We start from the raw sequence: 19174 nt of genomic DNA on the forward strand, positions 1-19174 counted from the left end.
CCTTACCGCCACACCATTCACGTGGGTAGCTGACGTGGATAGCCTCCTGGAGAAAATAGCACGCGCGAGAACAGTCTTAGAACAAACCCCCACCCCATAACCGGAAACCTAAATCGCGGACGGTGCACTAGTGCTCCTGTTTCCAGCGTTTCCCTCTCCGGCGTTTCGGGCTCCGCCGGTGCTTCGCCGGCACCTCTCATCTCCGCGATCCCCCGCGAACTCGTCTCCCTGACCTACCAGCATGAGGAGACGGTGCGCGAGGTGGAGGCCGTTACGGAATTGGCAGGAATACAGGTGGCGCGCGGCTCGCCGGGGGTAGCTCCGCCACCGGCCGTACTCGAATTAGAGGAACTCTCGGCGGCCCTGCCCACGGTCCGCGCGCGTTTCCACCCGGTCCTCGCCAGTTATTTTCCGCGCGGATCAGTGGTCGTGGAACTTCCGCGCCAGGCCGAAGATCTGCTCGAACTAGTTTTGGCGGCCGGGCAAACTCGGCGCGGGCGCATTATCGGGCTGGCCGGGGTGCGCGGCGGGGTCGGGGTATCGATGCTGACGGCCTGGCTTGCCTCGTTGAGCATCACGCGCACCGCCGTGGTAGATGCGGATCCGCTCTCGGCCGGGCTCGAACTTCTCATGGGATTTCAGGAAAAACGCGGGGCGCGCTGGGCTGATATCGCCCAAGCGGAAGGCATGCTCATACCGCAACGGCTCCGGGCGGCCCTGCCGGCACGCGGGCAACTGAGTCTTCTCAGCGCGGATGTGCGCGGCGGAGCGCCCGCGAATGGAGATGCGGTGCCCCATGCCATCGATGCGCTTTCCCAAGCTAGCGACACCACCTATGTGGATCTCCCGCGCAGCGCCTTGCTGCTCGGGAGCGAGCCGGCACGGTGGCGGGCCTGGTGCGATGCGGTGGTGCTCGTTACCGAGGTGACTGGCCGCGATGCCCAGGCCATCCCCAGAATCCTTCGTGATCTGGGGGAGACTACTCCGGTGGTGATCGCAGCGCGGTGCGCACACAAAGTGGAGGCACAAGCCTTCGGTGTAGATATCGGCCAGGAGGTGATCCCCGTGCGGCGCCTGCGCGGCTTGGATGAGGACCTCGCGCACGGAGTTGTTGTGGGCGAACAGCGGCGATCCGGGACCGCGCGTGACGTCACGCAGCTCGTCGCGCATCTCGATGCGGTGCTGGGAGGTGGCTCAGGGGTGAATCAATGGACAACACGAAGGAGTTAAATCTGGCCCGTACCCGTGGGAACTTGGCTCGTGCCCGCCGGGAGCTAGCCCGCGGCATCAGCGTGCCCGGGGTGCTCACCACCGTGGCACCACACGCCGTTGGGATAAAAAATGTGCTCGGAGCGGCGCGTGATCTAGACGCGGTGGCCCGTGGCTGGGGCCCGCAGCTGCGGCGCGTGATAGAGGACCCATCCGTCACAGATATTTTGATCAACGGTGGTACCGGGGTGTGGCTGGATCGCGGAAATGGACTGGAACGTGACGAAGAATTAAGCACCCTGCTTTCCGACGCGGGGGAAGTACGCGCGCTCGCGGTACGTTTAGCTGCCGGTGCCGGCCAGCGTCTGGACGACGCCGCGCCCATTGCCGATGGCACCTTCTCCAATGGAACGCGCCTGCATGCGGTCCTCGCTCCGCTGGCCGCGGAAGGAGCCGCGATCTCACTGCGTACCCAACGGGCCCGTACCTTTACGCTCGCTGAGCTTCAGGCCGCTGGCACGTTCCCCGCAGCGCTTATGCCGGTGTTGCGAGCCCTGGTGGAGCAGCGCGCTAACGTCATGGTGGCCGGCGCTACCGGATCGGGGAAAACCACATTATTAGCCTCGCTGCTCAGCTGCGTACCGGCCACGGAACGGCTCATCATAATTGAGGAAGCTTCGGAATTACGGCCCGCACATCCGCATGTGGTGCATCTGCAAATCCGCCGCCCCAATGTGGAAGGCCACGGTGAAATTACCATGAGCCAATTGGTGCGGGCCGCCTTACGGATGCGCCCGGATCGGATCGTGGTGGGGGAATGCCGCGGAGAAGAAGTGCGTGAAGTCCTCACCGCGCTCAATACCGGGCACGAAGGCGGATGGGCGACCATCCATGCAAATTCGGCGCGCGATGTTCCCGCCCGGCTCGTTGCTCTCGGGGCATTGGCAGGAATGTCCGCCGCGGTGGTTGCCGCTCAGGCGGTCGCGGCCCTCGATGCCGTTATTTCCATTGAACGCCACGGGCCACTCCGGCGCATTACCCGCGTGGCGATCCTCCACAGCCGAAATGGCGTTCTTGAAGCCCCGGATGCCTTGGCGATCAGTGCCGATGGCACTATTCGTGCCGGTCCCGGGTGGGCCACCCTGGGTTCACGTTTAGGGCTGGAGGAACCGTGGTAATTCTGGTGGTGCTCGGCGTTCTTCTGAGCGTCTGCACGTATGCTGGCGTGCCGCGGGGCCGCGCCAGCAAGACGGAGTTTCGCTCACTTTTCTCTCGGAGAAGTGACATATCCCGGCACGGGCGCGCGGAAGAACCGGGTGCCCGGCGCGGCAGGCGTGGCGGGTGTGGCAGGCGTGGCCCGCGCGTGCCACGGGGCCGGAGCAAGCGTGACCCCCTGCCCGGTTTTGACGCCGGCCTGCTCGCGGTGGAAGTCGCGGCCCGTATAGATTCGGGCGCTGATCACCGCCGCGCGTGGCTCACCGCGCTCGCCCGCTTCGAGCCGAATAGGGAAAGGTCAGGAGCCGGTGGGGACAGTGAGCTCCGGCGTGACCCTGCCGGTCAGATTGACGATGTCGGAGTCCCGGTACTCCTCCGGGAACTATGGGAACGGGCGCCCCGCAATCCGCGCCGCGCCCGCGGCCTCCTCGGTATCCCCGCACTCATAGCGGTGTGCCGACTCACCCACCACACCGGAGCATCTGCAGCCCGCATTCTCGAGAACTGCGCGGCGGCGCTCTCCGAATCCAGCGATGCGCTAGGCGAGCGCCGCATCGCGCTAGCCGGACCGCGTTCAGCCGTGAAAATGCTGGCCACCATGCCACTTTTCGGCATGTTATTGGGTTCATTCTTTGGAGGTAATCCCTTGACTTTCCTTGTCGGCACCGTGATCGGGCGATGCTGCCTCGCGCTGGCGCTCATATGCGAGGTGGCTGGAATCGTGTGGATGCGTCGCCTCGTACGGAAAGCCGAGCAATGGGGCTGATCCTGTGTCTCCTGGTTCTTCTTCTTGCCCGGGTGTGGATGCCCGTTGCCGGGCAGGGTGCGGGTAGGCAGGATGCCTCATCCCGGCCGGGTGCGGCGCGGCGATCCGGGCGGCGCTTACCGCCCTCCGACCCGGCGTTTCTGGCCGATCTCGCGCGGGTGGCTCTCTCCTCCGGGGCCTCACTTCCGGCCGCGCTCGAAGCGGTATCTTTCGCCGTTGCTGAAGAATATGCCCACCTTGATGTCGGTACGACGGCGCAGCTCCTTCTGCTGGGCGCCCCTTGGGCCGAAGCGTGGGACGGAATACATCCACGCGCCGAGTTGCTGCGCGAGGCCCTCCAGCCAGCTTGGGAAAATGGGGTAGCTCCGCTCACCCTGCTTGGCACAGCTGCCCGCAGCTACCGGCGTCGTCGTTCTAGAGAAGCGCGCCGCGCGGCGGCCGAACTTGGAAATAGCCTCGTGGTGCCTTTAGGTGTGTGTTTCCTACCGGCATTTATCCTCGTGGGAATTGTTCCGGCAGTGGCTGGCGCAGCCATCGGTCTCTTCCAATAAAAACAGGGCGAACGAAGCCGGCTAAAGAAAGCCATATGGACGAAGCTGGGGCGTGGTGGGGTGCCAGGCTCGTTCCCGCTTCATCCCCTGTATCCCCAGGATGCTCAGACGGGGCAATTATCCACAGGCACGCGGGCGCTGGATGTGGGAGGGAGCGCGGCGCGGGAGACTGACAGCGCCGGACCTAGCACGTTCCGAGCAGCCCGCAACCCACCCCCCGGGCGGCGGGCGGCGAGGTCCGGCACCACCTAGCCATAACCACGGCGTAGTACGTCACAAATAAGAAAGGCACCATTATGACCACGGCAGTTAGCACCCTCAGACCAGCTCTCCCCACCCACCCGGGCAGCATTTTCCTCGAGGGAAAATCCCATCCGGAAGCGGGGATGACCACCACCGAATACGCCGTCGGAACGCTCGGCGCCTGCGCTATTGCCGGCATCCTCTACTGGCTCTCCCAGCAGGACTGGATGCGTGAGCTTATCGCGGGGATTTTCCGGCGCGGACTCAATATCGCCTAAACCAAAGTCCCGGGTATCCACCGGTGCCGGTGGGAGGCCCGCGGCTCCACCGAAAAGAGAAAGATCCGTCATGATATCGAAGCAATTCCCCGAGCAATGCCAGGAGTTACCTTCTTTCCCGCGGGGCGGGGCAGGTGAGGGTGCTCTTATCGCCAACCAGCCCACCCAGCGGCCCCACCGGGGCTTCCGGTCCCACCGGTCGCGGGAACGCCGGCGTTTGTGTGCGCAATGCCATGAGGTCATCGAGGCACGCGGGCATATAGCAGTTCCCTGTGCTTGCCGCCGTCGGGAGATCCGTTCCCGCAAACTCTCCCGCATCTTGCGCCGGCCTTACGGGGCTGAGAACCGGGAAGCCGGCATGGTCACGGTAGAAGTGGCCCTCGGGATTGTCAGCACGCTTATTATCGTGCTGCTCGCGCTCGGGGCGCTGAGCGCCGGAGCCCAATACCTCTCTCTGCGCGGTGCCTCCCACGATATTGCAGTCCTTGCCGCACGCGGAGAAAGTGAAGAGGCCTTGCGCGCTCGCGAACTCCCACCCCGGGCCATGCTGCACGTGCAACGCGCGGAAGACCACGTGAACGTGGTGGTGCGGGCCCAGGCAGCCGGTCCGCTACGGGCCCTGGGTATCACCATGGAAGCACGTACCTCGGTGGATGTGGAACCCGGAGTACTGGGAACATGAGAGTCTCCTGGAGGGATAGCTGGCGGGAATGGCACCGGCTCTACCTGATGTGCCGGAGGGAAATCCGCGTCCGGCACCGGGATCCGCCCCGGGCCTCTGAGCGGGGAGCGGGAACGGTACTCGCGGTCGGGGCGATGGCTCTTGTGCTTGCCTTGACCGGGGTGGTGCTCACCGTTTTTACCGTGGTCATCGCACGAATGGAAGCCCGTGCCACGGCGGACGTTATTGCTCTGCAAACAGCCGAGCGGGTAATCAACCAGGGCTGGTCGTTAGCCGAAGCCTGCACCAAGAGCGAACGCAGTGCGCAGCGCAACGGCGCGGTTATCGAAGAATGCAGCGAATCCGAAGAAATATTTTCGATTCGGGTTCGCACCCGCGCTCGCGCGGTGCCGGTAGCGGTCCGGGTGACATCGCGCGCAGGCCCCATTGATCGGGGTCACGGTTCCGGCGCCGTGCCCTCCAGCTCATCGAGTGCGCAACTCAGGGCGCTGAGCACCAGCACCGCGCCCTCTTTCCACAGGGGCTCATTGTTATTACCGCATTTCGGGGACTGGACGCAGCGCGGGCATCCGCTCTGGCACGGGCAACCGGCCACGGCATCGCGTGTGGCGCGGATCCACTCCCGGCCGGCCCGGTATCCCCGCTCGGCACAGCCTGAACCGCCGGCCGCAGCATCGTGGACAATCACGGTGGCAGCTCCGGTATCCGGGTGGTACGCGGTGGACAGTCCTCCCACATCCCATCGGTCGCAGATCGCGAAGAGGGGAAGTATTCCAATTGCGGCATGCTCAGCAGCATGCAGAGCACCGGGAACATCCGCGGGAGGGATCCCGAGCGCCTCCAGATCCTGGGATGACATCGTCCACCATGTCCCGCACGTCTCCATACTGCGCTCGCGCGGAGTAATGGGGTGAAACCCGAGATACATGCCATCACGGGCCCGGCGCAGGTGGTATCCGACAACCCGATTGAATACCTCCACATCGCCCCAAGCCCAGGTCCCAAACCGAGTTGCGGTACTGGAGCGCGAATGGAGGATCTTCACGGTTGTCTCTTCGGAGGCAAAAGTCCGCAGATCATCCCGGGGGCGATGCCGCACGATAGCCACCTCGCCGTCACATGTTTGCACATCGAAAGGAACACCCTGATGTATATAGATAGCCCCCGGGTACACGGTGGTATCTGCCCGTGCGGCATCCACGGTCCCCAGAATGTTTCCGTCTTCCTCGTCAACAATGGACACGGTGCTTGCCTCGCCGCGCAGATCCACCAGGTCGTGGGCGCTCAGCCCCGCATGCCCCCAGAACCACCCGCCGGGACGGCGGCGCAAGAGCCCCTGTTCGCTCAATTCGTCGAAAAGCGACGTATTGGGGAGCCCAAAAATTGCGGCATCTGCCTCGCTAAGAGGATGCTCAGCGGCGGCCGCGCACACCTGCCCGGTCAAAACATTCGGATTGAGAGGATCGAAAACGCTGGCCTCCGCGCCCGCGCTCAGTACCGTATCCGGATGGGCCAGAAGATACTGATCCAAAGGATTCGAGGTTCCGATAAAAACAGCCAGCCCCGAACTTCCCGCCCGTCCGGCGCGCCCCGCCTGCTGGTTAAAAGAAGCCGTGGTTCCAGGCCACCCGGTGAGAATAACCGCGTCCAGCCCGGAAATATCGATACCCAACTCCAGGGCATTGGTTGTTGCCACGGCTCGCAACGCTCCGGACCGCAGTCGTTGCTCCACATCACGGCGTTCCTCAGGAAGATACCCGCCGCGGTAAGCCGCCACCGCCTGAGCCAGGGGATTGTGTTCCTCGCGCAAAAAATCTTGGGTCAGCTCGGCTACCCGTTCGGTTCCGGCCCGCGAACGCACGAAGGTGAGAACGCGCGCCCCTTCCGCCACGAAACGAGCGGTGAGAGCGGCCGCCTCCACATTGGCCGAGCGGCGCACGATATCTCTCTCACTTCCCTGTACTTCCCCGGAAAGAACGTGGCCGGTTTCGTCGTCGGCCACAGGAGAGCATTGCCACAGGGCCACGGTACATTCGCCGCGCGGAGAGGCGTCATCTGTTACCGCTTCGATAGGGCCAAAGGCTGTTCCGATGAATCTGGTGGCGGTTTCCTGGGGCTCGCCTGCGGTTGCCGACAGGAAAACAACGGTGGGTCGGGCGCCATACAGCGCCGCAATACGCAAAATCCGGCGCACCACATGGCCAACGTGCGCTCCGAACAATCCCTTATACGAATGAAATTCATCGACGACGATCATCCGCAGCCCGCGCCAGATCCGCTGCCAGCGGTCTTTCTGGGGCAGCATCGCGTGATGCACGAAATCAGGGTTGGTCAGCACAATGTCGGCATGGTCGCGCGCGAAGGTTTTTTCTTCCGCGTCGGCATCCCCGTCCGCGGTCGCCACCGTGATCCGGGAATCGACATCTCGCGCCAGGGCCCGCAGCGAGGTGTATTGGTCCGCGGCCAAAGCCTTGGTTGGGGAAAGGTAAAGCACGGTGGGAGGTGCGCTCAACCGCGCCAAACTCGTCGAGCTACGCGGAGCCAGCATCTCGGTGAGTGCAGGCACCCACGCCGCCAAAGATTTCCCCGAACCGGTTCCGGTTGCCACCACCGTGTGGGTACCCGCGTGAATGAGATTCGCAGCGCGGACCTGGTGTTCCCACAGGTGTGGCACGCCGTGGTTAGCGCAGGCACTCATCACCTGAGGGCTGACCCACGCGGGCCACCCGGCTACCTGCGCGGGGCGAGCATCTTGTTTGCGCAGCGCTACCAACTGTCCCGCGGTGGCGGATTCTTCAAGAACGGAAAGGAGGCGCATATGTGTAGTGTGCCCGATGGAGCACCCAAGACCAAAGAATTGAAGGCCAAAGAACTGAGATCCACGGAGCTGAGGGCCAGAGATCTAAGGACCAAAGAAAACCGCGCGAGTTCCCGTTTCCCTACCCGGGGCTTTCCTCAACGCGGCCGGGCAGTTTACTGTTATGGCATGGAGCTCTTTGTCCCGGGCGCCCCCGAGCGCCTCGCCACCACGTTACGTCAAGATCTCACAGGTTATACCACCGCGCATATCTCTCCCCTGCTCGGTCCCGAGGCTACCGCCGCCATGCGCCGTGAACAGCGCGTGTGCGCACTTCTCGCATGTGAAAAAGTGTGTCACCAGGGTGCTACGCCGCATACCGAAGCGGAAATCCTGGCCTGCCAAGTCCGCCTCCTTATTCTCGGGGATACCTTGAGCGCGGAGGAACTCGAGGGTGCCTTTCCCGCCACTTTCGGTGACCGGGTAACGCGCGATGCGCTGCTCGCGGTCAGCAACGCGGGATATCGAGCCCGTTTCCAAGTGGTTCCCGTTCCGCTAGACATTACTCGGAAGGGCACCCGCCGGATCACCCGCACCGAGGTGCTCATCGCCTCCGATTTTGGGGAACTAGCCGGCCGAGTCCCCGGAGCCCACCACGTTATGCCGGTGGGTGGGGCCACCCGCACTCTCGCAAATATCGTCACCTATACCGGGGGCCGGGTTCTAGATGTGGGAACCGGATGCGGAATCCATGCCATTAGCGCCGCGCTGCAAGGCTGCGAGGTGGTCGCCACCGATATTTCTGCGCGAGCTTTGCAATTCGCCGCCCTAAATATCGCGCTCGCGGCCGTGCGGGTCGAGTTGCTCCAGGGTTCCCTTTTCGATCCGGTGGAGGGGCGTTTCGACACCATCGTGTCCAATCCGCCTTTTGTTATCACCCCCGCTGCCGTCCGGCAGAAAGTCGATTTCGAGTACCGCGATGGTGGATTCGGTGGGGATACACTCCTGTCCGAACTCATCTCCGCACTTCCCGCCCACCTCACAGATACCGGCACTGCCTATATTTTGGGGAATTGGGAAGTGGAAGATGGCTGTTCCTGGGATACTCACCCGCAGGTGTGGGCCCGGGTGGCGGGCCTCGATGCCTGGTTCATTGCGCGCGATGAAGTCGATCCAGCCCACTATGTAGAGATGTGGCTCCGCGATGGTGGCCTGCGCCCGCGCGATACCGGATACGAGGATGCCTACCGCACCTGGCTCGATGATTTTGCCGCGCGGGGGATACGCGCGATCAGCCTGGGTTACGGGATCTTGTCACGCCCGGCTGCCGCTCGCGAACCCATGATCCGCACCGAGGAAATACCGGGCCGCCCCCAGGGTGATATCCGCCAGCATATTCAGCGGGTCTGGAAGAACCGGCACCTGGTGGCCGCCTCCGATGAGGACTTAGCACAGCGCACCCTGACTCGAACCGAGGTGATCGAACACCGTTTTTACGATCCGGGGGCGGCAGATCCGCTGCGCATTGTTCTCGCCCACACGGGTGGATTCCAGCAGACCCTCCCGGCCGATTCCCAAGTTGCGGCCTTCGTGGGCGCCTGCGATGGCGAGTTGAGCGTGGGTGCCCTATGCCAGGCGATTGCGCGTATTTACGGAGAGGAGAGCGCGTCGGTCCAAGCCCGTCTCCTTGAGACGGTGCGCGAGCTGATCGCCACCGGGCTATTGACCGAGGGAACGGGAACCGAGATCTAGGAGATAGGTTGAGAGCTCCCGTGACGAGCATCGGTTTTCGGCGCGGGCGTGCTACCGTGTGACAACAGGGCACAAAATATGTGTCGGAGGCGTGGTCTGGTCACGCCGTGAGTAGTGAGGGATGCAGTTGTGACGAAGCTGGTTATCGTGGAGTCTCCCGCCAAGGCGCGCACGATCGGCAGGTACCTGGGTGAAGATTTCGAGGTGCTGGCGTCCGTAGGGCACATTCGAGACCTGCCGCAGCCCTCGGAATTACCCGACAATATGAAGAAGGGCCCCTACGGGCGCTTCGCTGTTGATGTGGACGGTGATTTCTCGCCCTACTACGTTATTTCTGCCGGGAAGAATAAAACGGTTGCCGAGCTGAAGAAAGCTTTGAAGAACGCCGATGAACTCTTCCTGGCAACCGATGAGGACCGCGAGGGAGAAGCGATCGCCTGGCATCTCTACGAGGTGCTCAAGCCGAAAGTTCCCACCTCGCGCATGGTCTTCCATGAAATCACTCCCGAAGCGATCTCCCGTGCCCTGGAAACACCCCGCGCGCTCGATACCCAGTTGGTAGACGCCCAGGAATCGCGCCGTATCCTTGACCGCCTGGTCGGTTACGAAGTTTCGCCCCTGCTGTGGCGCAAGGTCGCCGCGGGGCTTTCCGCAGGTCGCGTCCAATCGGCCACCACTCGCCTTGTTGTGCAACGCGAACGCGAACGCATGGCTTTCGTTTCCGCATCGTATTGGGATGTGACCGCCACCTTTGGTTCCGCCGAACAATTCGAGGCAGCCCTCCATTCCCTCGACGGTGCGCGTATTGCGTCCGGTAAAGATTTTGGCGACGACGGCGCACTATCCGCCAAGGCGACCAAGGAAGGTGTACGGGCCCTCAACGCCGAGCTGGCTGGCCAGCTGGCAGAAACACTCGAAGGCGCGCGGGGTACGGTACGCACCCGCGAGGAAAAGCCGTATCGCCGTCGCCCTGCCGCACCTTTCACCACCTCGACTTTGCAGCAGGAAGCCGGGCGTAAACTACGCCTATCTTCGCGTCAAACAATGCGTATCGCCCAGTCGCTCTACGAATCGGGCTATATCACCTATATGCGTACCGATTCCACGAACCTGTCCGCGCAGGCAATCAGCGCGGCCCGTAGCCAAATCAAGGAATTGTACGGGCAGGCCAGCTTGCCGGAAAAGCCGCGTTTCTACGGTAAGAAGGCGAAGGGCGCGCAAGAAGCACACGAAGCTATCCGCCCGGCCGGCGATCATTTCCGCACTCCGCAGATGGTGGCCGGTGAACTCTCGGGGGCGGATTTTCGACTTTATGAACTTATTTGGAAACGTACCGTTGCGTCCCAGATGGAAGACGCGCGCGGGCAGACGGTCTCTCTGAAAATTGATGTGCCGGTCGGCGGTGCGGCCGGAGCGCACACCGCCACTTTCTCCGCGTCTGGCACGGTGATTACGTTCCCGGGGTTCCTTGCCGCGTACGAAGAAGGCCGGGATGCCAATCGTTACGAAGCCACGGATGCGGCCCGGCTCCCGGACGTGAAAGAAGGGGAGGAACTGCCGGTGAGCGCCCCGCAGGCCACCGGCCACGAAACTCTCCCTCCGCCGCGGTACACCGAAGCATCGCTGGTGAAGAAGATGGAAGAACTGGGTATCGGGCGTCCCTCAACCTACGCTTCCACGATTTCCACCATTACTGATCGCGGGTACGTGGAGCATCGCGGTCAGGCGCTTGTTCCTACCTGGACGGCTTTCTCCGTGGTGCGTCTCCTGGAAGAAAATCTCCCCGACCTGGTGGATTACGATTTCACCGCCCAGATGGAAACCGACCTCGACCGGATTGCGGAGGGCAGCGGGGATCGGGTGACCTACCTGTCGAAATTCTGGCGCGGAGATGGCGATAAGCCGGGCCTGGAAGGCCGGGTGGAATCCCTTGGCGATATCGATGCGCGTGCTATTAACTCCACCCCCATCGGGGAGGGCATCACCCTGCGCAATGGAAAATACGGGCCTTATCTGGAAGTGGAAGGCTCCGATAAGCGCGCCTCGGTGCCGGCAGGCATGGCACCCGATGAAATGACGGTGGAGGCCGCCCACGACATCCTGGAGAAAGCATCCTCCGATGGACGTGAACTGGGCGAGGATCCCGAAACCGGGCGCCGCGTCGTCGTAAAATCCGGGCGTTTCGGGCCGTACGTGACTGAAATTATTCGCGAGGGTGAAGTCGCGCTTACCCCCACCGGGAAAATCTCCAAAAAAGCACCTAAGCCGCGCACGGCGTCGCTTTTGAAATCTATGCAACCGGAAACTGTTACGCTCGAAGATGCCCTGCGTTTGCTGCATCTGCCGCGCGTGATTGGGCAGGGCGAAGACGGGGTGGATATCACTGCAACGAACGGGCGGTACGGTCCGTATATCACCCACGGGAAAGATACCCGCTCGCTGGAAACCGAGGAGCAGATTTTCACGATTACTCTGGAGGAAGCGCAGGCTTTGCTGGCCCAGCCCAAGCGGCGCCGCGGGCAGGCAGCAGCTAAGCCCCCGCTTAAGGAACTGGGAACCGATCCGGTGAGCGAAGCTCCGGTGGTGCTCAAGGAGGGGCGCTTCGGGCCCTACGTGACCGATGGGAAAACGAATGCCTCGCTGCGCAAGGGCGATGATGTAGAGAACATTACTCCCGAGCGTGCCTACGAGTTGCTCGCAGATCGGCGCGCGAAGGGCCCGGTGAAACGGCGTACAACGGCGAAGAAGAGCACGGCTAAGGCCCCCGCCGCGAAGAAAACGACGGCGAAGAAGAGCACGGCGAAAAAGTCCAGCTCGAAAAATTCCGCTTCCGGATCGACCACCGAGAAGGCATAAATGCGCGGGGTGTTCATTACCTTTGAAGGTGGGGATGGAGCTGGGAAAACAACCCAGTTGCAGCTGCTTGCCGCGGCGCTCTCCAAGCGGGGGTATACCGTTGTGCAAACCCGGGAGCCCGGGGGAACCATGCTCGGCACCCAGATTCGGGAGCTGCTCCTGCACGGGGGCGCGGTCAGCCCGCGCGCCGAAGCCCTTCTTTATGCCGCGGATCGCGCCCAGCACGTCGCATCTGTTATTCGCCCAGGCCTGGAGGCTGGGGCGGTGGTGCTCTCGGATCGCTATATTGATTCCTCCCTGGCCTACCAGGGTGGGGCGCGTGAGCTCGGCGCGGGCATCCGGGCGATGTCCGAGTGGGCTACCGAAGAACTCTGGCCGGACCTCACCGTGCTCCTCGATATCCCGGAAAACGAAGGTTTAGCGCGGGCGGACGACGGCCAGTATGACCGCATCGAGGCGGAAGGCCGCGAGTTCCACCGGGCGGTTCGTGAGAATTTCCTCGCGCTCGCGGAGGCTAATCCGGAGCGCTACCTGGTGCTCAATGCGCGCGAGACTGTTGCTGATCTTGCCGCGCAGATTATTGCGCGGGTGGAAACTCTGCTGGCAGGTCTGGAAGGTCGGGAACATCTGGCTGATTGCGGTGCGTGTCAGCCGGCCGCGGGAGAATCCTCATGAGCGTTTTCGATGCGCTTATTGGCCAGCGTCCGGTTGCCGAGCTCTTGCAACGGGCGGCCTGGGCCTCGCGGATCAGTGACCCGCAGCTGCCCGGTCCGGTAGTCGCCGCGGCCGATGCGAGCGGCGCAGCCAATTCGACCGCTGCTACCGATGCGAGCGGCGCTACCGATGCGACGAGCGCGGCGGATGCGGATACGGCTGCGGGTTTAACTACGGCACCGGATGTTAGTACGACGACGGATATCAGCAGCGCGGCGATGGCCCAAGCATGGTTGGTTACCGGGCCGCCCGGATCGGGGCGGTCGGTTGCGGCGCTGGCCTTCGCGGCTGCCGTGCAATGCACGGGTGCGGTGCCCGGCTGCGGGCACTGCCACGCCTGTACCACCACGCTGGGCGGTACCCATCCTGATGTGATCCGAATGGACCCGCGCTCGGTGACGATCTCGGTGGAAGAAACCCGGTCGCTGGTGGCCTCTTCCTATACGTTCCCCTCGGTGGGCCGGCGGCGCATCATCATTATTGAAGACGCGGACCGTATGCTGGAGCGCACCACGAATGTGCTTCTCAAAGCAATTGAGGAACCCCCGCGCGATACCGTGTGGATTCTTATTACCGCTTCGCCCGAGGACATGCTTCCCACGATTCGCTCCCGGTGCCGCCACGTGGCCCTCCAGGTTCCTAGCGTGGAGGCGGTTGCCCAGCTCCTGGCCGGAGAATTCGGGGTTGATGAACGCACGGCTCGCGCAACTGCACGCATTGCCCAATGCCATATTGGCCGTGCGCGTGCCTTACTACGGGACCCGCAGGTTGCGGCAGAGCGCGCGGCGTTGCTGCGGGAAACTCTCGATTTGGGTGGAACATCAGATGCGGTGCTCGCCGCTCAGCATCTCCTCGAGCACTACCCGGCCAGCGTGGGTGCGGCGTCGAAATCCGCAGGTTCTAGCACCGCGTCGAAAAAAGGGGCGAAGGTGGAAACTGAACCCGATACCGAGCTTGCGGAATTCCGGGCGAGTATTGGGTTGGGGGAGCGGGATAGCGGTTCGGCGTCGCAACGTGCCCAGATCCGCGCTTTTGAGGAACAGCGAAAAAAGCGGGCGGTGCGGGAGGATCGTGACTATCTGGACCGGGCCATGCTCGATGTGCTGGCGCTCTATCGTGATGTGCTAGCGGTGCAGGTCGATGCCGGCGTCGACCTCATTAATGCCGATTTCGAAACACAGATCATCGCGGCTGCGGCTGCCTCCACCCCGGAACTCTCGGTGGCGCGGATGGACGCGGTGGCGCGGGCGCGGCGGCGCCTGGCCGCGAACGTTGCTCCGCAGCTTGCCCTCGAAGCGATGTTTATCGAGCTCGCTTCGCCGTTGCTAGCGCAACCATCTCAAACAAACTAGCGGGCCGGCAGCAACCTTTCCTCATCTTCCTGTGAGAAGTCGGTTCTGTACCGGCCCGCCAGCTTGACGTTACCCTTATTTCATCGGGTTACTTCATTGAGACGAGGATTTTCACCTCGCCCGGGTTGCCCCGCAGGCGCTGGTAGCCATCCTCGACAATGCGATCAGCGGTGATCTTCGAGGTGATGAGCGGCTCCAGGTTGACCTTGCCTTCCTGCACCAGCTTGATGGCCGGTTCGTGATCATCACAGTAGCCAATGCACGCGCTGATGGAGCGTTCGGGCATCATAATGGCGCCCATAAGATCCAGCTCGAAGGGATGGACGTGCAGCGCCACCACTTCGAGGTGCCCGCCGGTGGTGAGCACACTGAGAAGCTGATCGGCCACCGCGGCAATGCCGGCGCAATCGAAAGCGAAGTCCGCGAGCACGCCGTCGGTAAATTCCTTCACCTTCTCCAGCAGATCCTCTTCCGCCGGGTTGACGATAAGATCAGCAACCCCCACTTCCGTGAGCTTCGCGCGGCGAATTTCGGAGGGCTCGGAAACGATGGTTTTCACGCCGTAGGCCTTGAGCACCGCGGCGGTGAGCAGCCCGATAGGTCCGGCCCCGCCCACCACGGCAACCTTGCCTGCAGCCTTCCCGAAAGCGGCGCCAGCGTGCGCGACCGCGTGATGGCCAACGGAGAGCGGTTCAATAAGAGCGGCCTGGTCCAGCGGAATATCACCAACGTTATGAACCCAGCGTTCTTCCACTACGATCTTCTCAGCCAGGCCACCGCCGCGCCCGGAAATTCCAATGAATCCCATCTTTTCGCAGAGGTTGTACATGCCCTTCTTACAGGCCGGGCATTCCCCGCACACCATAAAGGGTTCCACGGCAACGCGATCCCCGGCCTTCACCTTGGTCACACCCGCGCCGACTTCATCGACCACACCGGAAAATTCGTGACCGAAAACCACCGGGAGGGTTTCCCCGGAAAGGGGGTGCGGTTCATCGGCCGAGGGAGCCGGTGGCATGACTCCATCAAAATACAGATGCAGATCAGAGCCGCAAATACCGTTGTATGCCAGGGAAATCTTCACGGTTCCCGGCTGGAGTGCAGGTTCAGGAATATCCTCAAGCCGGACATCTTCCTTGCCGTAGTAGCGAATAGCCTTCATTCTTCCTCCTTTGTATGGGCACGCTTGCATAGCGCGCACGTGATACCCATCTACCTGCCGGGACGTTCCGGCACACCCCTTGCATCTGGGCCTTTCACGGCGGCGCCAGTGGACACCGTTCAGTGGCGTTGAAGATAAACGGCCGCGATACTCCGAAGGCGTGTAGTGAGCATCACATTCAGTGTGTCAGAGTGTGTGCACCCGCGCAATGCCTCGGACGCGAATATGCAGTAATTGCACGGCTAGCGAAATTACCGCGGCCTCCTGCCTATTACCAGCTTGCTCCCGTACGCTAGACACGTGAAAAGAACTCTTGCTGCTCTCGGCGCCGTGCTGCTTTTAGTCTCCGGGTGTGCCAATAATGCCCTGGTGCGTGGCGGCACCCCCGATACCTCCACCGGTGCGCTGCCGGAGTATCCGGCGCAGCTCGCCCGGTTCTATGAGCAGCGGGTGGAGTGGACCTCCTGCGGTAAAGACCAATGCGCTCGCGTCCAGGTTCCCATGAATTATGAGGATCCGGAGGGGGCGACCATCGAATTATCGATGCGTAAACAAGAGGCGAGCGGTAGCGCCGTCGGCTCTATTTTTATTAATCCTGGCGGCCCGGGTGGTTCGGGTCTTGATTTATTGCCCACGGCCTCGATTTCCCTGGGTGCGGATGTCGTCGAAAAATATAATGTCATTGGTTTTGATCCGCGCGGGGTGGGCGAGTCCACCCCGATTACCTGTTTTACGGATGCGGAATTGCAGCAGCTCGTGGATACCACCTACCCGGATTCTGATCCGGAGGCGGATGCTAAGCAAGCTGCGGATGCGCAGCGGGTGGCGCAGCGCTGTAAGGAGAAAAACGGCGAATACCTCAAGTATGTTGATACCCGGTCGGCGGCGCGGGATTTGGATGTGCTGCGCCACCTGGTGGGGGATCGTTCGCTCAACTACCTGGGCTACTCGTACGGCACGTTCCTCGGGGCGCAGTATGCGGATCTTTTCCCTGCTCAGGTAGGCCGCATGGTGCTCGACGGCGCCGTCGACACCACCCTGGGAACGGCCCGCCTCGCCACCGATCAAACGCGTGGTTTCGAAGAATCCGCGCGCCGTTTCGTGGAATGGTGTCAGCAGGAGCAGGGCTCGCGGTGCCCGTTGAAGGGGAGCGTGGATGAGGGCATCGCGCATATGCGCAGTATTATCGACGCCGCAATCGCCACTCCCATCCCCACCGGGAACCCGAGTATGCCGCTCACGGGAGCTCAGGCCCTATCAGCATTTACCATTCCGTTCTACAGCAAGATGCTGTGGCCGGTGCTGATGGAGGGCATTTCCGAGTTTGATAAGCAGAATAAGGGCACGGTTCTCCAGCTCATCGCCCTAACCGGGCAGAGCCGCGATCCGGGCGACGGGCATTTCCTGGATAATTCCACGGAGGCGAATTGGGCTATTAATTGTGCGGATTATCGGCCCGCCACGGATGCGGAGCTTGAGGAAGCTTCGCGGGCCACGAAGGGCGGCCCGTTGCTTGGGGATGCTTACGCGGGTTCGGATCTGTGCCAGGTGTGGCCAACCCAGGTGAAAGACAATCCGGGGCCTTTCCGTGCGGCAGGTGCGGCGCCCATTATCGTGATCGGTACGAAGTACGATCCGGCCACCCCGCAGGCATGGGCGAAGTCGCTCGCTGAGGATTTGGAATCCGGCGTGCTGGTGACCTGGGAAGGTGATGGGCATACCGCCTTCGGGACCGCGGGCCGGTGTATTGACGATCCGATTCGGCAGTTTTACCTCACCGGAACGGTTCCGGAAAATCTGAATTGCCCGGCGCGCTAGCGTGGTGATGATAGCCGGGGTAGGTGCGTAATATCGGCCTATCGTCCCAGGTCATCATGGAATTACTGCATATTTCACGATGTTACGGTGCCGTAGTGAAGTTGTACACATAAATAGGGAACGCAATTCTTTGCTCCCTTAGCAGCGGGGCGTTATGCTTGTATGTGCTGACGCGGCCGGGCTTGAATAGGCTTTCAAGCAGGGCTGATCGTCGAAAAACTTTATAGGCCTGAGCCGCCGGTTGTGGTGGTCGGTGTGCTCATTTGGGGATGTTGTAATCCCCATGTTGCTCCCCGAGGCGAGTTCATGTGACTCTCGCTCCGGGGAGCAACACTTTTCTTTCCGTTCCTTTACTTTTTACGACGACGCTGCTCCTGCCGCAGGGCGGCCCCACCCCGCTCTCAACGTTCGCTAGCTCACGGCGCCCGGGTTTGCGCGCCAGCGCACCGGCCGGGTAGTATGCATCTGTTGCCTTGTGAACTGGCCGCGCGCGTGGCTAGCCGCAGGTAGCGTGCCACCTTAGCTCAGTCGGCAGAGCGATTCACTCGTAATGAATAGGTCGAGAGTTCGATTCTCTCAGGTGGCTCTGGATGTAAGATACATTTTATCTCCCTTTATCTCCCTGCTTCGTGTTAGCTCGCAGTCGGGAAAGTAGCCCAGGCGGACTTTTTGGCATGGAGGGGCTTGTGACGACGTTGCTTGAAGGTTTCCCGCCGACCGTTGTAGAGAGGGCTCATGCGAGATTTTGTAGCGATAGACTTCGAGACGGCCAACGAGCAGCGTTGTTCTGCATGTGCCGTGGGTTTAACACTTTTTGACAGTGATGGGAATCCTGCAGACAGTTACTATCAGCTGCTAAAACCGCACCCGGAAGTTGCTTATTTTAATCCGGTAAATGTATGGGTTCATGGCATTACCGAGGCTGATGTACTGGACGCGCCTCAATGGTCGCAAGTGTCGGATCAGGTTGCGACTTTCGTCGGTGATAGGCCAATTATTGCTCACAATATGGCCTTTGACGGGTACGTTCTTTCCGATTTGGTAGATCTCTATGGTACCAAGCCGATTTTGAATAGACGGTTTTGTACTGCGCGGCTTGCCAGAAAGATTCTTGCAGGTAAGTTAGAACGAAAATCTCTTGATCAAGTTTTCTGCTATTACTTCCCGGATAAGTCTTTTGATCATCATCACGCTGGTTCAGACGCCCAAGCCGCGGGCATGATTTTCGCCAGGATGCAACAAGAATTCGGTTTCGAGAGACTTGAAGAATTATGCCCTCCAACCGGTGGCAACGGGAAGAATGGACGTGCTGGAGTGCTCGTTGATCAGCTCGTCCTTGATGATTTGCTAGAACGGTACGGAAAATCACGGGTCCTCGAAGGTGAACATGTGGCGTTCACGGGTACGTTGAGGCATGGGCAACGCGCTGCCGTGCAGCAACTTGTTTCGGCGGTAGGAGGTACTGCCGATAAAAACCTCACCAAGAAAACAACTTTGCTTGTTGTTGGAATTCCAAATCCCGGGGCTTGGACAGAAGGATCCTCGGCCTCGCGAAAGTTGCACAAAGCCAGGCAATTGCGTGAAAGCGGTTCGTCAATTGAGGTCATTAGCGAAGATGAATTCTTCAATCGATTAGCTGAAGGTTAGTGAGACTATCCCGTTTCCAAATTGCCTTTGTTAACACGCCAGTTGTGCAAGTTGGACCGTTTCTGTTGTGCAAGTTGGACCGCGGGGGCGAGAAAGGGAGGGGGCGGGAGCGGGCAGATTCCCGTGGCTCAC

General features: G+C 61.6%; 14 protein-coding genes, 1 tRNA gene and 1 pseudogene. 14 read left to right on the plus strand and 2 right to left on the minus strand.

Annotated elements, in window-relative coordinates:
• Nucleotides 1–252: 252 nt before the first annotated feature.
• From DDD64_RS04965 to DDD64_RS09180, 7 genes and pseudogenes are all read left to right on the plus strand, one after another.
• On the plus strand, nucleotides 253–1230 hold the full coding sequence (locus DDD64_RS04965) for a CpaE-like family protein (RefSeq protein WP_126135310.1): 978 nt from the start codon (nucleotides 253–255) through the stop codon (nucleotides 1228–1230).
• On the plus strand, nucleotides 1209–2387 hold the full coding sequence (locus DDD64_RS04970; protein WP_126135311.1) for a TadA family conjugal transfer-associated ATPase: 1179 nt from the start codon (nucleotides 1209–1211) through the stop codon (nucleotides 2385–2387). Before DDD64_RS04965 ends, DDD64_RS04970 begins: the two co-directional genes overlap by 22 nt.
• Nucleotides 2388–2572: 185 nt before the next feature.
• Nucleotides 2573–3190 carry a type II secretion system F family protein gene (locus tag DDD64_RS04975; protein ID WP_126135312.1) on the plus strand — a complete coding sequence of 206 codons (618 nt, stop codon included), beginning with the start codon at nucleotides 2573–2575 and terminating at the stop codon, nucleotides 3188–3190.
• Nucleotides 3181–3741 (plus strand): type II secretion system F family protein, encoded by a 561-nt coding sequence (locus DDD64_RS04980; RefSeq protein WP_126135313.1) that lies wholly within the window; start codon nucleotides 3181–3183, stop codon nucleotides 3739–3741. The genes DDD64_RS04975 and DDD64_RS04980 overlap by 10 nt, the downstream gene beginning before the upstream one ends.
• 296 nt (nucleotides 3742–4037) lie before the next feature.
• On the plus strand, nucleotides 4038–4262 hold the full coding sequence (locus tag DDD64_RS04985; protein ID WP_126135314.1) for a DUF4244 domain-containing protein: 225 nt from the start codon (nucleotides 4038–4040) through the stop codon (nucleotides 4260–4262).
• A gap of 70 nt (nucleotides 4263–4332) precedes the next feature.
• Nucleotides 4333–4944 carry a hypothetical protein gene (locus tag DDD64_RS04990; RefSeq protein WP_126135315.1) on the plus strand — a complete coding sequence of 204 codons (612 nt, stop codon included), beginning with the start codon at nucleotides 4333–4335 and terminating at the stop codon, nucleotides 4942–4944.
• Between the two features lie 47 nt (nucleotides 4945–4991).
• Nucleotides 4992–5357: pseudogene (locus tag DDD64_RS09180) on the plus strand (Rv3654c family TadE-like protein); the annotation flags it as partial.
• Between the two features lie 23 nt (nucleotides 5358–5380).
• On the opposite strand, the gene DDD64_RS05000 reads toward DDD64_RS09180, so the two are convergent.
• Complete coding sequence (locus DDD64_RS05000) at nucleotides 5381–7762, minus strand: DEAD/DEAH box helicase (protein WP_126135316.1); 2382 nt, start codon at nucleotides 7760–7762, stop codon at nucleotides 5381–5383.
• Between the two features lie 168 nt (nucleotides 7763–7930).
• On the opposite strand from DDD64_RS05000, the gene DDD64_RS05005 reads away from it, so the two are divergent.
• The 4 genes from DDD64_RS05005 (at nucleotide 7931) to DDD64_RS05020 (ending at nucleotide 14415) form a co-directional block, all read left to right on the plus strand.
• Entirely contained in the window at nucleotides 7931–9493 is a 1563-nt protein-coding gene (locus DDD64_RS05005; protein WP_241227413.1) for a methyltransferase, read from the plus strand.
• 129 nt (nucleotides 9494–9622) lie between these two features.
• On the plus strand, nucleotides 9623–12349 hold the full coding sequence (gene topA, locus DDD64_RS05010; RefSeq protein WP_126135318.1) for a type I DNA topoisomerase: 2727 nt from the start codon (nucleotides 9623–9625) through the stop codon (nucleotides 12347–12349).
• Entirely contained in the window at nucleotides 12350–13024 is a 675-nt protein-coding gene (tmk, locus tag DDD64_RS05015) for a dTMP kinase (RefSeq protein ID WP_126135319.1), read from the plus strand.
• Nucleotides 13021–14415: a DNA polymerase III subunit delta' gene (locus DDD64_RS05020; protein ID WP_126135320.1), complete on the plus strand. Its 1395-nt coding sequence runs from the start codon at nucleotides 13021–13023 to the stop codon at nucleotides 14413–14415. Before tmk ends, DDD64_RS05020 begins: the two co-directional genes overlap by 4 nt.
• Nucleotides 14416–14503: 88 nt before the next feature.
• On the opposite strand, the gene DDD64_RS05025 is transcribed toward DDD64_RS05020, so the two are convergent.
• Entirely contained in the window at nucleotides 14504–15577 is a 1074-nt protein-coding gene (locus tag DDD64_RS05025; protein WP_126135321.1) for a 2,3-butanediol dehydrogenase, read from the minus strand.
• A gap of 300 nt (nucleotides 15578–15877) precedes the next feature.
• On the opposite strand from DDD64_RS05025, the gene DDD64_RS05030 reads away from it, so the two are divergent.
• The 3 genes from DDD64_RS05030 (at nucleotide 15878) to DDD64_RS05040 (ending at nucleotide 19042) form a co-directional block, all read left to right on the plus strand.
• Nucleotides 15878–17395, plus strand: a complete 1518-nt coding sequence (locus tag DDD64_RS05030; protein WP_126135322.1) for an alpha/beta hydrolase — start codon at nucleotides 15878–15880, stop codon at nucleotides 17393–17395.
• Nucleotides 17396–17908: 513 nt separating this feature from the next.
• Nucleotides 17909–17981: transfer RNA gene (locus DDD64_RS05035), tRNA-Thr, on the plus strand.
• A 149-nt stretch (nucleotides 17982–18130) separates the two neighbouring features.
• Nucleotides 18131–19042 carry an exonuclease domain-containing protein gene (locus tag DDD64_RS05040; RefSeq protein WP_126135323.1) on the plus strand — a complete coding sequence of 304 codons (912 nt, stop codon included), beginning with the start codon at nucleotides 18131–18133 and terminating at the stop codon, nucleotides 19040–19042.
• Nucleotides 19043–19174: the final 132 nt, after the last annotated feature.

This window comes from Actinotignum sanguinis, assembly GCF_003957255.1.
Lineage (GTDB): Bacteria > Actinomycetota > Actinomycetes > Actinomycetales > Actinomycetaceae > Actinotignum > Actinotignum sanguinis.